We start from the raw sequence: 14,349 nt of genomic DNA on the forward strand, positions 1-14,349 counted from the left end.
TCTCTTTCGCGTGTCTGTTGGGACACTCCGAGCGTCCCCGAGTGGCGTGGTGCCGAACGGAGGCGTACAGTCCTCTCTTGGCGCGCCGACAAGCAAGGACGGCGGCCAGTCTCCTCTTAGGCGAAGCAGATCATGACCGTCGTCCCGCACCGCACCGCGCGCGTGTACCGCTCCGACAACGCCGAGCGCTCCGTGCACGCCTGGTGCCACAAAGCCCTGAGCCAGTGGCCCGAACTCGGACCCCTCCCGCCCGTGGAGACCCGTCTGGGCAGCACGCAGGCCTTCCGCTCCGCGGGCGGCCCCGGCACCCCGGTGCTGGTGCTCTCGGGCACCAACTTCAACGCGGCCGCCACGGTGCCCGCGGCCCGCGCGCTGTCCGCGGACCGGCCGGTGCTGCTGGTCGACCTGCCCGGGCAGCCGGGCCTGAGCTGCAACCAGAGGGTCGGCGGCGCCAGGATCGAGACCTACGGCGCGTGGCTCGACGAGCTCCTGCCCCAGATCACCGACGGGCCCGTCCTCGTGCTCGGGCACTCGCGCGGCGCCGCCATCGCGCTCGCCTCCACGCCGTCCCCGCTGGTCGCCGGGATCCTGCTGCTCAACCCGGCCGGGCTGACCGCGGCCGGGGTCAGCTCCGAGTCCATGCGCGCCACCCTGCCGTGGATGATCCACCCCAACGAGCAGACCAGCGGACGCCTGGTGGAGTTCCTCAGCGGCCCCTCCACCGAGTGCGACAAGCACCGGGCCGAGGCCGAGTGGCTGACCCTGGTGGCCCGGTACTGCCGCGCGGGGTCCACCCCCAGCCCGCTGCCGGCGGAGCACTTCCGCGCCTGGGCCCGGACCCCGGTCGCCGTCGCGACCGGGTCGCACGACCCGTTCTTCTCGCCCGCGCGCCTGCACGGCCCGGCCCGCCGGTTCCTGGACGCCGACGTCCACACCATCGAGGGCGCGGGGCACCTGTCGCTGTACGAGCAGCCGGAGCGCGTGCGCGAGCTGCTGGGCGAACTCGACGCCTGATCGCCTCCGAGCGGGGGCGTAGCCAGTCGGAGAGGCCGCCCCCGTCCCGGCGCCCCGGCCCCTCCGCGCGGGGGGCGAAGCGCGCCGCCCCCGCGCGTGTCGCCCGGCCCGTTCCGGCCCACCCTTCGCCGTGCTGAGGTGCTCCGGTCTCCTCCGCGGCTCCCGTGCGCGGTGACGGGATGGTACGTGTGCGCGCGAAAGGGTGCGTAGTGCACGCAACCCCGCAAGAACATGCCTAATGTGGCTTTCGGCATATTTAAACAGCGATTTTTCGGTGTGTTGCTAATGGTGGCGGGTAAGGACGTTCCCGACTCTCCCCGAAAGGAAGGATAAACAGGGAACCCGCCCGTAAGGACGTATCCTTGCCCGAGGTCGGTGCGGGCTGACGGGCCCTTGTCCCTCGACGAACGTCCCCGAATCACCAGAAAGCAATCGGCATGTTCGAAAAGCTGGCGCAAAAGCTGGGGCTCGAGACGAACCCGGCGATCTTCTTCGTGTCCGCCGCGTTGACCATCGTTTTCGTGGTGTCCGCGATCTTCTTCACCGACACGGTGGACGCCGTCTTCGGAGCCACATCCGGCTGGATCCTCACCAACCTGGGGTGGCTCTACATCCTCGGTGTGACCACCTTCCTCATCTTCCTGGTCTGGATCGCGTTCAGCAGGTTCGGGCGCGTACGGCTGGGCCCGCCGGAGAGCACGCCCGACTACAGCAACCCCATCTGGTTCGCCATGCTGTTCGCCGCCGGCATCGGCAGCATCCTGATGTTCTGGGGCGTGGCCGAACCCATCAGCCACTACGCCGAACCCCCGCGTTCGGGCGTCGACCCGCAGACCATCGAGGCGGCCGAGGAGGCGATGGGCTTCACGCTCTACCACTTCGGCCTGCACACCTGGACGATCTTCTGCCTGCCGGGGCTCGCCTTCGCCTACTTCGTGTACCGCAAGGGCCTGCCCTTCCGGGTCAGCTCGGTCTTCCAGCCCTTCCTCGGCGACCGGATCAACGGTCCCATCGGGCGGACCATCGACATCGTCGCGGTCCTGGGCACGCTGTTCGGCGTCGCCGTCACCATCGGCCTGGGCACCCTCCAGATGAACAGCGGCCTCAACACCCTGTTCGGCCTGGAGGAGAGCCGCGTCAGCCAGCTCATCCTCATCGCGATCGTCACCACCGTCGCCGTGATCTCCGTGGCCACCGGCCTCGACGTCGGCATCAAGTGGCTGTCCACGATCAACATCTACATGGCCGTGGGGCTGCTGGTCTTCGTCTTCCTCGCCGGCTCGACGCTCTACCTGGCCAAGGGGATCATCGAGACCACCGGCGTCTACCTGGAGATGCTGGTCCCGCTGTCGTTCTGGAACGACACCTTCGCCAACACCGGCTGGCAGGGCTCCTGGACCGTCTTCTACTGGGCGTGGACCATCACCTGGTCGCCCTTCGTCGGTATCTTCATCGCGCGCATCTCCAAGGGCCGGACCATCCGGGAGTTCATCCTCGGCGTGCTGGCCGCGCCCACCGCGTTCAGCGTCGTGTGGTTCAGCGTGTTCGGCCTGTCGGCCTTCGACATCGAGCGCAACCAGGGCGGCGGCCTGGTGGACGAGGTGGTCACGCAGGAGGACATCCCCGGTTCCCTGTTCGCCTTCCTGGAGCACTTCCCGCTGACCACGTTCGTGTCGGTGGTGGCCATCCTCATCGTCATCATCTTCTTCACCACGTCCTCGGACTCGGCCTCGCTGGTGGTGGACATGCTCTGCTCCGGCAAGAGCGACAACCCCACCCGGCAGCGGGTGTTCTGGGGGATCACCGAGGGCGTCGTCGCCGCGACCGTGCTCACCGCCTCCGGAGTGGGCGGTCTGGACGCCCTGCAACAGACGATCATCGTGTTCGGGCTGCCCTTCTTCGTGATCGGCTTCTTCATGATGGTGGGGCTGGTGCGCTCGCTGCACGCCGAGTTCGCGGAGGGGTCGGGTCTCCAGCGCGAACGCAAGGCTCCGCTGGCCACCAGGGCGCGCAGGATCCAGCGGCGGCACCGGCGCCTGGGCGAGGCCGGCTCCCGCACCGGCGAGCGCAACGGGGGCAACGGCAACGGCAACGGCGACGGCGCCCCCCGGTAGGGGGAGGGCTCAGCGCCGTCACGGGCCCCGGCCGCTCCGGCCGGGGCCCTCACACGGGCCAGAAGAAGGAGTTGACCCCGGCGCACAGCCGCAGCCGCTCGGGGTCGACGTCCTCCCGCCCGTAGGCGTCCAGGAACCGTTCGACGTCCCGCGGCCCGAACTGCGGGTTCATCGGACTGAGCAGGCTGCCCGCCATGTCGGCCAGGTCCGCGTGGGGGTCCCCCAGCCCGGCCCGCCCCAGGTCCACCAGGGCCCAGCCGTCCGCCCGCGCGGGGCCGGGGCCCCCGCCCGAGGACCGGCGCGCGCGTGCCGCACCGCCGCGCACGGAGCCGGTGTCGAGCAGCACGTTGGGCAGGCAGTAGTCGCCGTGGACCAGTGCGGTCCGTCCGGGGCCCAGGGCACGCGCCAGACCGGCCAGCTCGGAGAGCACCTCGGCGGCGGGCGGCCCCTCCCTGCCCGCGGCGGCCCAGGAGCGTTCCACCAGCCCGGAGGCGACCCGCTCCCGCGCCCGTTCGAGCTGGGCGGGCAGCGTCATGTCGAAGGGGCACCCCGCGGCCGGAACGCGGTGCAGCGCGCGGGCGGCCCGGGCGAGCAGGTCGACCACCCGCGACCGCTCCCCGGCGGGCCAGGGCTCGTGGGCGGCGCGCCCGTCCAGGTGGTTCATGGCCAGCCAGCGCAGCCCCGCCCAGGAACCCGAGTCCAGCACGCGCGGCACCGGCAGCCCCCGCCCGGCCAGCCAGCGCAGGCGCCGCTCCTGGCCCAGGAGTTCGGCCACCAGGTCGGGGCGTTCGGCGTCCACCGACTTGAGCACCGCGAAGGGCCGGTCCCGGGCGTCGAACAGCCGGGCCACACGGGCTCCGGAAAGCCCCACGTCGAGTTCCTCGACGCGGGCGGCGTCCACGGACGGAGGGATGCGCATGCCTCGCACCCTAGCCCCGCCGCCCGCCCGGTTCCCGGCGGCCCACGGCACGGACGGCACCACCGGCCTGTCCCACCGCCCGCCCCGGACCCAGCGGTCCGCGGCACCGGCGGCTTGCGCCGAGCACGCGCCGGACCCGCAGACGGCCCGCGTCCCGGTTGTCCGCGCGCCGGACGGCCCGGTCCGGACCCGCCGACGGCGCCGCCCCCTTCGGCGGTGCTCCGGGCCGCCGCGTGCGCTAACCGCCGGAGGACGCGGGGGAACCCTCCTCCGGAGCGTCGGGGGAGGCGGCGCGCGGGTCCAGGCCGAGGACGGGCAGGATCACCTCGTCCACGATCCGCTCCACGTACTCCCCGTCGGGCGGCCCCTGGTGGTCCATGGCGTACTTGATGAGCATGGCCTCGCCGATGTCGTCGGTGACGGAGGTGACGCGGGAGGGATCGACCCTGCCGTGGTCGGCGTAGTGTTCGAGGACGGTGCGGGTGAAGCGCCCCCCGCGCGAGTCGAAGACCTCCCGCACGAACCGGTCGTAGAGCTCGGGGTGGTGCCTGGCCTCGGCGACCACGGAGAACATCGCCTGTCCCAGGGACCGGCTCATGGTGTCGCGCAGGAGCATGAGGGCCCTGACGAGGTCCCCGCGCAGGTCGTCGGCGCCAGGCGTGGGGACCTCCTGCGGGTAGGTGTGGTACATCGCGTCCAGCAGGATGTCCCCCGGCGTGGGCCAGCGCCGGTACAGCGAGGTCTTGGCCGTGCCCGCCCGGCGGGCGATCCCCTCCATGGACAGGCGGGCGACGCCGACGTCGGCGGCCTCCAGGATGACCGCCTCGTGGATGGCGTCCAGCAGTTCCCGCCCGCGTCTGCGCGTGGCCCGGGGCGCCTCCTCCCGCGCCTCGGGCGCCGTCTCCCGCGCCTCGTCGCCAGCCCGCGGCCGCTCCCCGTCAACCATGCTCTTCCCAACTAAGCTACGGTGTCGTATCTTAGAAGGGGGATTGGATACGCCTCCGTATCCAATGCCGTCCCCTTCCGCGTGAACGGAGTTCAGTATGTCTCTTCCCCCCTCTCCGCCGCCCTCGACCGGGGGTGTGGCGCTCGACCGGCGCTCCCCGGCGCCCGACCTGGCACGCGGGGTGATGCTGCTGGTCATCGCCGTCGTGCACGCGCACATCGTCTGGGTGATGGCCACCGCGGGACAGGGCTCCGCCACGGGCGGCCTCCTCGACACCGCCTCCACCGCCCTGCTGATGCTGTTCGCCGAGGCTCGCGGGTACCCCATGTTCGCGGCGCTGTTCGGCTACGGGCTCGCCTGGATCCACCTGCGCCGCACCGCCGAGGGGCGCCCGGAGCCGTGGGTGCGCTCACTGGTGCGCCGCCGCGGCCGGTGGATGGTGCTGATCGGGCTCCTGCACACGGTCCTGCTCTTCTTCGGCGACATCGTCTCGGTCTACGGGCTCATAGCCCTGATGTTCGCGGGGCTGCTGTACGCCGGTGACCGGCGCCTGCTCGCCCACGCCCTCATCTGGGCCTCCCTGGGCTCGCTGTTCTACGCGGTCATGAACAGCCTCCCGCTCTCCGACCCCGAGGCGGGCGGGGTCCTTACCCAGGACCCGCTGGCCGACATGATCACACGCCTGTTCACCTGGCCGGTCATGACCCCGATGCTCGTGGCGAGTTCGGTGTTCCCCTTCCTCGTCGGGGTCTGGGCGGCCCGCCGCCGCCTCATGGAACAGCCCGAGCGCAACCTCGGGCTGCTGCGCCGGGTCGCCCTCATCGGCATCCCGGTGGCGGTGGCCGGCGGACTGCCGCAGGCCCTGGTGGCCACCGGTCTGTGGGCACCCGAGTTCGTGCTCAAGGCCGGTGTGGGCTGGCTGCACGTCCTGACCGGCTACGCTGGCGGCTTCGGCTACGCCGCGCTCATCGCACTGATCGCGGTCCGCCTCGGTGACCGCGGAGGACCCGTCGTGCGGGCCCTGGTCGCCACCGGCCAGCGCTCCATGACCTGCTACCTGTTGCAGTCCGTGGGCTGGATGGTGCTGTTCGCGCCCTACGCCCTGGACCTGGCGCCACAGCTGTCCGGGACCGCCGCCGTCCTGGTCGGCGTCGCCGTCTGGTCGGCCACCGTGGTCCTGGCAGACCTCATGCGCCGCGCGGGGATCCGGGGCCCGGCCGAACGCCTCCTGCGCTGGGGAACCTACCCCTCCTACGCGAGAGTGCCACCGGCTTCAGTCGGTAGGTGAAACGACCATCACGAAACGTCACACCCCGCGCTAGGGTCGACCCAGACCAGGCAGGAGGTGACACATCAAACGCGAACGCGGCCACAAAGCCCGCCTCTACCCCACCAAGGACCAGCTCTCGGGGTTGGAAACCCAGGGCCACGCCGCCCGCGCCCTGTGGAACCTCCTGCACGCGTGGTGGACGATGTCTTCGGAGAACCGGCGGGTGTCCCTCAAAGACGCCGACGCCGCGATTCGTCAGGCCCGCAAAGACCTGCCCTGGCTCGCTGTTCTTCCGGCGCAGGCCGCGCAGCAGGTGCTGAAGGCCTACTTCCGGGCGTGGCAGAACTGCTGGGCGGGCCGGACGGGGCCGCCCGTCTTCAAGGCCCGGTTGCGTGCACGGATGTGCGTGGACGTCCCCCAGGGGCGGGGCCTGAACATCGAGCGCCTCACCCGCACGTGGGGGCCGTGAGGATCCCCAAGGTCGGCGTGGTCCGCTTCCGGTGGACCAAGGACCTACCGGTGGGCAAGCACGCTGACGCCGCGAACAGGGTTACCGGTGCGCGGTTGGTGCGGGAGGCTAACGGCTGGCACGTGGTGCTGAGGGTACGTACCCAGGTCAAGGAACCGGCACCCCATGTCGGCCCGGGGGTGGGCATCGACCGGGGCATCGCCCAGCCGCTCGCCCTGTCCGATGACACCTTCCGCGAACACGGGCCGTGGATCTCTGAGGGTGAGGCCGGTCGCCTGCGCCGGTTGGAGCGCACAGCCGCACGCCAACGCCGTCACCGCACGCCAGGGCAGCCGTCTTCGCACCGGCTGCGGCGGACCTATGACCAGATCGCCCGGGTGCGCGCGAAAGCCAAGCGCCGCGCCCTGGACTGGCAGCACAAGGTCACGCACGCCTTGGCCGAGGAGTTCGGTGTGGTGGGGGTCGAGGACCTGCACATCGCAGGGATGGTCCGCTCGGCTCGGGGGACGGTGGAGGCCCCGGGCACCAACGTGGCACGAAAATCCGGGTTGAACCGGGCCATCGCCGGTGAGGCGTGGGGACGCACGGTCACGTTGTTGGAGTACAAGCTCGCCGACCGGGGCGGGCACCTGGTGCGGGTGCCCGCCCCGTACACCTCGCGGCGCTGCTCGGCATGCCAGGCCATCACCGAGGGCAGCCGCGAGTCGCGGGACCGGTTCGTGTGCAAGGCACCGGGGTGCGGGTATGCGGCGCACGCCGACACCAACGCCGCGCGCAACATCGAGCACCTGACCAAGCAACAAGCGCCCCAGGACATTGTGGGTGCCAGGACGTGGAGCCCTCGCCGCCAGGCGAGCTGTGAAGCGTAGACCACCAGCGGCGAACGGGTTCCGTTAGCTGGGTTCTCCCGCCTTCAGGCGGAAGAGGATGTCAAAGAACCGTGCGGGCGGAGCAGCCGCAGGCCGAACCGGCGCGGAGATGACCGCGCACCCGGCGACGCCCGGCGACGCCGTCGTCCGCGCTGGTCACCGGCTCGGCGCAAACCTCATGGCGGACGGCACACGCCATCCGCGATGATGGCCACCATGTCCACCTCCGCACATGACGACGCGACCTTCCTGTCCGCCACCGCCGACCGGCTCGCCGCCCTTCCAGGCGTCGAGGCGGTCACCCTCGGCGGTTCCCGGGCCCAGGGCACCCACCGCCCCGACAGCGACTGGGACCTGGCGGTCTACTACCGGGGGGACTTCGACCCGCAGACGCTGCGGGACCTCGGCTGGGAGGGGGAGGTGTCGGAGATCGGCGGCTGGGGAGGCGGTGTCTTCAACGGCGGCGCCTGGCTGCGGATCGACGGTCGGGCGGTGGACGTGCACTACCGCGACCTGGACGTGGTCGAGCACCAGATCGCCGAAGCGCGGCAGGGACGCTTCCTGGTGGAACCGCTCATGTTCCACCTGGCGGGTATCCCCACCTACCTGGTCGTCGCCGAACTCGCCATCGGCCGGGTCGTCGTCGGGGACCTGCCCCGGCCCGACTACCCCGAGGCGCTGCGCAGGAGCGCGCCGCCCGTCTGGCGGGGCAGGGCCGCGGCCACCCTGTCCTACGCCCAGCACAACCACGCCCCCTACGGCAGGGTCGCCCAGACCGCGGGCCTCCTGGCCCAGGCCGCCTCGCAGGCCGCGCACGCGGTCCTGGCCGAGCGCGGGATCTGGGTCACCAACGACAAGGCACTGCTGTCCATGGCGGATCTGGAGGAGATCGACTTCGTGGTCGCCGGAATGACCGCCGACCCCCAGGACCTGGGTTCGGCGGTCGCCGAGGCCGGACGGATCCTCGCCACGGTCTGAGTCCTCCCGCCGCGGTCCGGTCCCGGGTTCCGGAGCGTCTGCGCCCGGGCACCCGGCCCCGGGTGCCCGGGTATGGGCCGGGCTGGGACCGATCGCGGGTTCCAGGCTCGGGGCGGGCGCGTACACCGCCGCGCCGTGGCCCGGATCCCGGACCACGGCGCGGTGCTGACTGGGGAAAGCCGGTTCCGGCGCCCCTACCAGGTCATGTTGACGACCCCGCTGAGCGTGGCGTACCCGGCCCCCTCAACCGCGTTCCGACCGGCTGTCCGCACCGGGATCACCGGACTCCCCGGCCCCCTCTGCCCTGTGTGTCCCGTCGGCCATCCGTGTTTCGTCCGCCGGTGCTCCGGCGGCCTCCCGCGCTCCGCCGTCCCTTCCCCGGGCGGCCCCTGCGGCCTTCACCGCCTCTTCGGCTTCCCTGGCCTCCCCGGCCTCCTCGGGCTCCCGCACGTCCCCGGTGCCCCGCTCGGCGCCGCCGTCCGGAGCCGTGCGCCGAGACCGCTGCCAGGAACGGGTCACCGCCAGCGTCAGCACACCCGCCAGCAGACCCCAGAAGGCCGACCCCACGCCGAACAGGGTGAACCCCGACGCCGTCGCCAGGAAGGTCACCACCGCGGCCTCCCGTGAGCGCTCGTCTCCCAGCGCCGAGGCCAGCGAACCCCCGATCGTCCCGAGCAGGCCCAGACCGGCGATCCCCAGGATCAGCGGCGGCGGCAGCGCGGCCAGCAGTGACGCCACCGTCGCGCCGAAGACACCCACGCACAGGTAGAAGACCCCCGCCCACACCCCGGCCAGGTAGCGGCGCTCGCGGTCGGGGTGCGCCTGCGGTCCCGTGCAGATGGCCGCGGTGATCGCGGCCAGGTTCATCCCGAAGCACCCGAACGGCGCCAGTACCAGGTTGGTCGCCCCGGTCCACCCGATCACCGGCGAGATCGGCACCCGGTAGCCGTCGCCCCGCAACACCGCGACCCCCGGCAGGTTCTGCGAGGCCATGGTCACCACGAACAGCGGCAGCCCCACGCTCACCAGCACCTGCCAGGAGAACTCGGGCGCCACGAACACCGGCCGGGCCAGCGACGGGGTCACCCCGCTCAGGTCCAGGGTCCCGCGCAGCACCGCGGCGACACCGCCCGCGACCAGGGACACGATGACCGCGTAGCGCGGCAGCCACCGGCGGCTCAGCAGGTACACCGCGAACATGGCGAACACGACCGCGAAGTCGTCCTCCATGCTCGTGAACAGCCCCATGCCGAACTGGAGCAGTACCCCGGCCAGCAGCCCCGCCGCGAGCGGCACCGGCACGCGGTCCATGACCCTCTCGAACCACCCGGTGACACCGCTCAGGGTGATCAGCGCGGCCGAGAACAGGAACGCCCCCACCGCCTGCGCCATCGTCACCCCGTCCAGCCCCACCGCCAGCAGCGCGGCGCCGGGCGTGGACCAGGCGGTCACGATCGGGGCCCGGTGACGCAGGGACAGTCCCACACAGGTCACCGCCATGCCCGCACCCAGCGCCAGCATCCACGAGGCGGTCTGTCCGGAGGAGGCACCGGCGGCCTCGGCCGCGGTGAACACGATCGCCGCCGAACTGGTCACCCCGACCAGCACGGCGACCAGACCGGCCGCGACGGCGGGCGCGGGGGCCACGAGGCCGACAAGACGGGCGAGGGTTCTCATGGTCCACCATCCTCGCGCGCCGCGGGAGCCGCTCCGTGGGCAGGGGGAGGGAAAACCGCTGGACCCGGCCGCGGCACCCGGAGGAGGATGCCGCCATGGGACGCGATTTCGACGCACTCGTCGCCGAGGCCGACGCGGAGCCGACGCACGGCTGGGACTTCTCCTGGCTGGAGGGCCGGGCCACGGAACAGCGCCCCTCCTGGGGCTACCAGCGCACCATGGCCGGGTACATGGCCCGCGCGAGCGCCGCGCTCGACATCCAGACCGGCGGCGGTGAGGTGTTGGCGGGGGTCCCCGAACGCCCGCCCCTGACCGCGGCGACGGAGTCCTGGCCGCCCAACATCGCCGAGGCCACCCGGCTGCTCCACCCGCTGGGGGTGGTGGTCGTCGCCGACGAGGACGAGCCGCCGCTGCCCTTCGCGGACGGTGCCTTCGACCTGGTGGTCTCCCGCCATCCGGTGACCGTGTGGTGGGAGGAGATCGCCCGGGTCCTGGCTCCGGGCGGGACCTACCTGTCCCAGCAGGTGGGCCCGGCGAGCGTCTTCGAGGTGGTTGAGTTCTTCCTGGGACCGCAACCCGGGGAGACGCGCGCCTCCCGCCACCCGGACCGGGCGCGGGAGGGGGCGCGGGCGGCCGGGCTGGAGGTGGCCGACCTGCGCATGGAGCGGCTGCGCACGGAGTTCTTCGACGTCGGCGCGGTCGTGTACTTCCTGCGCAAGGTGGTCTGGATGGTGCCCGGGTTCACCGTGGAGGCCTACCGGGACCGGCTCCGGGACATGCACGAGCACATCGAGCGCGAGGGGTCGTTCAGGGCCACCACGACCCGCTTCCTCATCGAGGCCCGCAAGCCCCGCTGACCCGTCCGGGCCGCGGGGCGCGGGCGCCCGCCGCGGCGGTCAGGACCGGGCCGAGACCCGTTGGACGACCTCGAAGCCCCAGATCTCGCTGTTTGTCGCGGCCGGGCCGCCGTGACCCTGCCCCTGCTCCTGCCCGTGGCCCTGGCCCTGTCCGTGCCCGGCCGGTGCGCCCTCCTTCCGGGCGTCCTCGGCGGCCCGGGCGTGCCCCTGGCGGAACGCCTGGCCGTTCACCCAGTTCTGGAAGTCCTCCTCGGACCGCCACCGGGTGTAGACCAGGTACTTGTCGGTGCCCTCGACCGGGCGCAGCAGCTGGAACTCCTCGAACCCGGGCTGGTCCTCCACGAGCCCGGCGCGCTTGGCGAAACGCTCCTCCAGGGTCGCCCCGGCACCCTCGGGGACGGTCAGGACGTTGAACTTGACGACGCTGCTCACACGGCACCTCTCTCGGTTGTCTGCGGTTCTTCCGCCCAACCTAGGACAACCTTCGCCGCAGCCCGCGCCGCCCCGCCCCCTCTCGGTGAACGCGCCCTCCCCGACGGCCCGCCCCACACTCCCCGGAAACCCCGCCCCGGCCGTCGAGTGCAGGACAGCAGACGACCTCCACCCCTCCTAGGGTCGCGTCCATGACCGCACTCGACCGCCGCGCCCTCAACCGGGCGACCCTGTCCCGCCAACTGCTCCTCGGCCGGACCAGCGACCACACCGCCGCAGAAGTCGTCCACCACCTCGTCGGACTCCAGGCGCAGGACCCCGAACCGCCCTACGTGGGCCTGTGGTCCCGCGTCCGCGACTTCCGGATCGACGACCTCACCGGGCTCCTGCACAGCCGCGACGTCGTGCGCGCCACCCTCCTCCGGGGCACCCAGCACCTGGTCACCGCCGCCGACTACCTGTGGTTGCGCCCAACCCTGCACCCCATGCTGACCCGCTGGCAGAAGGGCGCCTTCGGCCGGGACCTGCCCGGTGTCGACCCCGCCGAGCTGGCCGCCGTGGCACGCGCGCTCCTCGCCGACGGCGGGCTCTCCCGCCCCGACCTGGGCCGGGCCCTGGCCGAGCACTGGCCCGGACGCGCCCCCGTCGCCCTCGCCCGTTCGGTCCAGGGGCTCCTGCCCGTCCTGCACCCGCCGCCCGACGGCACGTGGGGACGGCGCGGCGCCACACCCCTCACCCTCGCCGACGAGTGGCTCGGCGCGCCGCTGGCCGCCGAGCCCTCCCCGGACACCCTCGTGCTGCGCTACCTCGCCGCGTTCGGCCCGGCCACCGCCAAGGACGTCCAGGCCTGGAGCGGGATGACCCGCGTGCGCGCGGTCGTGGAGGGCCTGCGGCCGCGGCTGCGGGTCCTGCGCGACCCGGACGGCCGCGAGCTGTTCGACCTGCCCGACGCGCCCCGACCCGACCCCGACACGCCCGCGCCGGTCCGCTTCCTGGCGCTGCTCGACAACGTGCTCGTCTCCTACGGCGACCGCTCCCGCGTCGTCGCCGACCACCAGCGCCCCCACGTCGTGGTCGACCCGCCGCTGACCGTGGACGGGTTCGTGCGCGGGCTGTGGCGGATCGAGCGGACCCGGCGCGGCGGCCCCGCCGTACTGGACGTGCGGCTGTTCGCCCCGCTCACCCCGGCCGAGGAGGAGGCGGTCACCGAGGAGGGCGCACGGCTGCTGCGCTTCGCGGCGGCCGACTCCGGGGGCCACGACATCCGCCTGCGCCCCCTGGAGCCGTGAACCGGCCCCCGCGGGCGCCCGCGCCTCAGCCGAACACGACCCGGCCGTCCTCCTCCACACGCCAGCCCGGGTTGTGCGCGATCTCCCAGACCACGCCGTTTGGGTCCTCCACATGGGCGTGGAAGATCCCGCCGAACTCACCCCGTTGCGGGGCCTTGAGCACCTTCGCGCCCGCCCTCGCCACGGCGTCCACGGTCCGCGCGACCTCCTCCGGGCCGTCGACGTTGTGGGACAGGGTCAGTCCCGACACCCCGGCCGCGCCGGACGCCCGCCCCAGGTCGCGGTCGAACTTCTCCGCGTCGAACAGGCCCAGGACCTGCCCCGGCGCGACCTGGAAGAAGACGATCTCCCCGGGGACGTCCACGAGCGGCTCCCAGCCGAGCCCGTCCCGGTAGAACGCGCGGGCGGCGTCCAGGTCGGCCGTCGCGAGGGTGATGAGGTGGACCTGCTGTTTCACGACGGCTCCGTCGTTGTGCCCGCCCCGGAAGGGCCCGGGGCGGGCTGTGTCCTGTGGTCGGGACAACCTACCCGGGACCGGTGACACGCCGCCGGAACCCCTCCGGCGCGGCGGGTCCGCGTGCGGCCCGGCTCCCGGGCAGCCGGAGGCGCCCGCCGACCGCGGCTACAGCCCGTGCCTGCGGGCGACCATGCGCAGGACGAGCGAGCGCGGGAACAGCCGCCGCAGCGCGAAGACCGCCGGGGCGTTGCTGCCCACCGCGTAGAACGGCCTGGGCGGGTCCGCCTCGACGGCGCGCACGACCGTCCGCGCCACCGCCCCCGGAGCGATCCCCGACGCCTCGTTGGCGTTGAGCGCCCTGAGCATGGTGCGGTACTCGGCCGCGAACGGCGACCCCTCCCGCAGGTACTGGGTCCGCCGCTCACTGATACCGGTGTTGACCGACCCCGGCTCGACCGTGGCCACCCCCACCCCGTACGGGGACACCTCGCGGCGCAGCGCGTTCGCGAACCCCTTGAGCGCCGCCTTGGAGGCCACGTAGGAGGACCGGTAGGCCAGCGGGAAGCTCGCCAGCATCGAACCCACCATCACCACGCGCCCGTACCCTCGGGCGCGCATCCCGGGCAGCAACAGCTGCGTGAGCCGCACCGCGCCGAACACGTTGATCCGGAACAACCGCTCCACCGCCTCCGGCGGCAGCTCCTCGAAGGGCCCGCTCTGGCTCTCCCCGGCATTGTTGACCAGCACGTCCACGTCGCCCGCGGCGGCCGCGCACGCCTCGACCGAAGCCCCGTCGGCCAGGTCCAGGGCCAGGTACTCCACACCCGGGACCGGCTCGGCCACCGCTCCGGGGTCGCGGCTGGTCCCGTACACGCGGTAGCCGCGGCGGACCAGCTCGGCGGCGACGGCGCCGCCGATCCCCGACGACGCGCCCGTGACGAGCGCGGTCCGCGGGACGGTGGGACTGTTCATGGCGGTCCTTCCGGGGGAGGTGCGGTGAGGCCGCGCTCGCGCCGCGCGTGGAAGCGATGATCGCACGCCCGTGCGCGCCGGGCGCA

The 14,349-nt window shown here is 72.8% G+C and carries 14 protein-coding genes and 1 pseudogene; 9 read left to right on the forward strand and 6 right to left on the reverse strand.

Going from position 1 to position 14,349, the window contains the following annotated elements; all coding sequences use genetic code 11:
• Positions 1 to 132 precede the first annotated feature (132 nt).
• Both KGD83_RS07530 and KGD83_RS07535 read left to right on the forward strand, forming a co-directional pair.
• Positions 133 to 1,014: an alpha/beta fold hydrolase gene (locus tag KGD83_RS07530; RefSeq protein WP_212643143.1), complete on the forward strand. Its 882-nt coding sequence runs from the start codon at positions 133 to 135 to the stop codon at positions 1,012 to 1,014.
• A 437-nt stretch (positions 1,015 to 1,451) separates the two neighbouring features.
• Positions 1,452 to 3,128 (forward strand): BCCT family transporter, encoded by a 1,677-nt coding sequence (locus KGD83_RS07535; RefSeq protein WP_212643144.1) that lies wholly within the window; start codon positions 1,452 to 1,454, stop codon positions 3,126 to 3,128.
• 49 nt (positions 3,129 to 3,177) lie between these two features.
• On the opposite strand, the gene KGD83_RS07540 is transcribed toward KGD83_RS07535, so the two are convergent.
• A complete protein-coding gene (locus KGD83_RS07540; RefSeq protein WP_212643145.1) occupies positions 3,178 to 4,047 on the reverse strand; it encodes an aminoglycoside 3'-phosphotransferase in 870 nt (289 codons plus the stop codon).
• A 238-nt stretch (positions 4,048 to 4,285) separates the two neighbouring features.
• Complete coding sequence (locus tag KGD83_RS07545; protein WP_212643146.1) at positions 4,286 to 4,993, reverse strand: TetR/AcrR family transcriptional regulator; 708 nt, start codon at positions 4,991 to 4,993, stop codon at positions 4,286 to 4,288.
• A gap of 97 nt (positions 4,994 to 5,090) precedes the next feature.
• Between KGD83_RS07545 and KGD83_RS07550 the strand changes: the two genes are divergently transcribed.
• From KGD83_RS07550 to KGD83_RS07565, 5 genes and pseudogenes are all read left to right on the forward strand, one after another.
• Positions 5,091 to 6,281, forward strand: coding sequence for a DUF418 domain-containing protein (locus KGD83_RS07550; protein ID WP_212643147.1), 1,191 nt, complete (start codon positions 5,091 to 5,093; stop codon positions 6,279 to 6,281).
• 64 nt (positions 6,282 to 6,345) lie between these two features.
• Positions 6,346 to 6,405 (forward strand): annotated as a pseudogene (locus tag KGD83_RS29080) (hypothetical protein); the annotation flags it as partial.
• Positions 6,406 to 6,732, forward strand: a complete 327-nt coding sequence (locus KGD83_RS07555) for a hypothetical protein (protein WP_212643148.1) — start codon at positions 6,406 to 6,408, stop codon at positions 6,730 to 6,732.
• A complete protein-coding gene (locus tag KGD83_RS28490) occupies positions 6,729 to 7,601 on the forward strand; it encodes an RNA-guided endonuclease InsQ/TnpB family protein (RefSeq protein ID WP_249352202.1) in 873 nt (290 codons plus the stop codon). The genes KGD83_RS07555 and KGD83_RS28490 overlap by 4 nt, the downstream gene beginning before the upstream one ends.
• 204 nt (positions 7,602 to 7,805) lie before the next feature.
• Positions 7,806 to 8,579, forward strand: coding sequence for a nucleotidyltransferase domain-containing protein (locus tag KGD83_RS07565; RefSeq protein ID WP_212643149.1), 774 nt, complete (start codon positions 7,806 to 7,808; stop codon positions 8,577 to 8,579).
• Between the two features lie 243 nt (positions 8,580 to 8,822).
• Here the strand turns inward: KGD83_RS07565 and KGD83_RS07570 are convergent, their stop codons facing one another.
• Positions 8,823 to 10,256, reverse strand: coding sequence for a benzoate/H(+) symporter BenE family transporter (locus KGD83_RS07570; protein WP_212643150.1), 1,434 nt, complete (start codon positions 10,254 to 10,256; stop codon positions 8,823 to 8,825).
• A 95-nt stretch (positions 10,257 to 10,351) separates the two neighbouring features.
• On the opposite strand from KGD83_RS07570, the gene KGD83_RS07575 reads away from it, so the two are divergent.
• On the forward strand, positions 10,352 to 11,113 hold the full coding sequence (locus KGD83_RS07575) for a class I SAM-dependent methyltransferase (protein WP_212643151.1): 762 nt from the start codon (positions 10,352 to 10,354) through the stop codon (positions 11,111 to 11,113).
• Positions 11,114 to 11,152: 39 nt separating this feature from the next.
• Here KGD83_RS07575 and KGD83_RS07580 read toward each other — a convergent pair whose 3' ends face one another.
• Entirely contained in the window at positions 11,153 to 11,545 is a 393-nt protein-coding gene (locus KGD83_RS07580; RefSeq protein WP_212643152.1) for an antibiotic biosynthesis monooxygenase family protein, read from the reverse strand.
• Positions 11,546 to 11,736: 191 nt separating this feature from the next.
• Between KGD83_RS07580 and KGD83_RS07585 the strand changes: the two genes are divergently transcribed.
• Positions 11,737 to 12,834: a winged helix DNA-binding domain-containing protein gene (locus tag KGD83_RS07585; protein ID WP_212643153.1), complete on the forward strand. Its 1,098-nt coding sequence runs from the start codon at positions 11,737 to 11,739 to the stop codon at positions 12,832 to 12,834.
• Positions 12,835 to 12,859: 25 nt separating this feature from the next.
• Here KGD83_RS07585 and KGD83_RS07590 read toward each other — a convergent pair whose 3' ends face one another.
• Together KGD83_RS07590 and KGD83_RS07595 are read right to left on the reverse strand one after the other, a co-directional pair.
• Positions 12,860 to 13,291, reverse strand: a complete 432-nt coding sequence (locus KGD83_RS07590; protein ID WP_212643154.1) for a VOC family protein — start codon at positions 13,289 to 13,291, stop codon at positions 12,860 to 12,862.
• 165 nt (positions 13,292 to 13,456) lie between these two features.
• Positions 13,457 to 14,263 (reverse strand): SDR family oxidoreductase, encoded by an 807-nt coding sequence (locus KGD83_RS07595; protein WP_212643155.1) that lies wholly within the window; start codon positions 14,261 to 14,263, stop codon positions 13,457 to 13,459.
• Positions 14,264 to 14,349: the final 86 nt, after the last annotated feature.

Origin of the sequence: Nocardiopsis akebiae, assembly GCF_018316795.1 — a bacterium.
In the GTDB taxonomy this organism is placed as follows: Bacteria; Actinomycetota; Actinomycetes; order Streptosporangiales; family Streptosporangiaceae; genus Nocardiopsis; species Nocardiopsis dassonvillei.

Coding starts and splice junctions, on each gene's coding strand:
- KGD83_RS07530 (WP_212643143.1), top strand. CDS start 133: ATGACCGTCGTCCCGCACCGCACCGCGCGCGTGTACCGCTCCGACAAC.
- KGD83_RS07535 (WP_212643144.1), top strand. CDS start 1,452: ATGTTCGAAAAGCTGGCGCAAAAGCTGGGGCTCGAGACGAACCCGGCG.
- KGD83_RS07540 (WP_212643145.1), bottom strand. CDS start 4,047: ATGCGCATCCCTCCGTCCGTGGACGCCGCCCGCGTCGAGGAACTCGAC.
- KGD83_RS07545 (WP_212643146.1), bottom strand. CDS start 4,993: ATGGTTGACGGGGAGCGGCCGCGGGCTGGCGACGAGGCGCGGGAGACG.
- KGD83_RS07550 (WP_212643147.1), top strand. CDS start 5,091: ATGTCTCTTCCCCCCTCTCCGCCGCCCTCGACCGGGGGTGTGGCGCTC.
- KGD83_RS07565 (WP_212643149.1), top strand. CDS start 7,806: ATGATGGCCACCATGTCCACCTCCGCACATGACGACGCGACCTTCCTG.
- KGD83_RS07570 (WP_212643150.1), bottom strand. CDS start 10,256: ATGAGAACCCTCGCCCGTCTTGTCGGCCTCGTGGCCCCCGCGCCCGCC.
- KGD83_RS07575 (WP_212643151.1), top strand. CDS start 10,352: ATGGGACGCGATTTCGACGCACTCGTCGCCGAGGCCGACGCGGAGCCG.
- KGD83_RS07585 (WP_212643153.1), top strand. CDS start 11,737: ATGACCGCACTCGACCGCCGCGCCCTCAACCGGGCGACCCTGTCCCGC.
- KGD83_RS07595 (WP_212643155.1), bottom strand. CDS start 14,263: ATGAACAGTCCCACCGTCCCGCGGACCGCGCTCGTCACGGGCGCGTCG.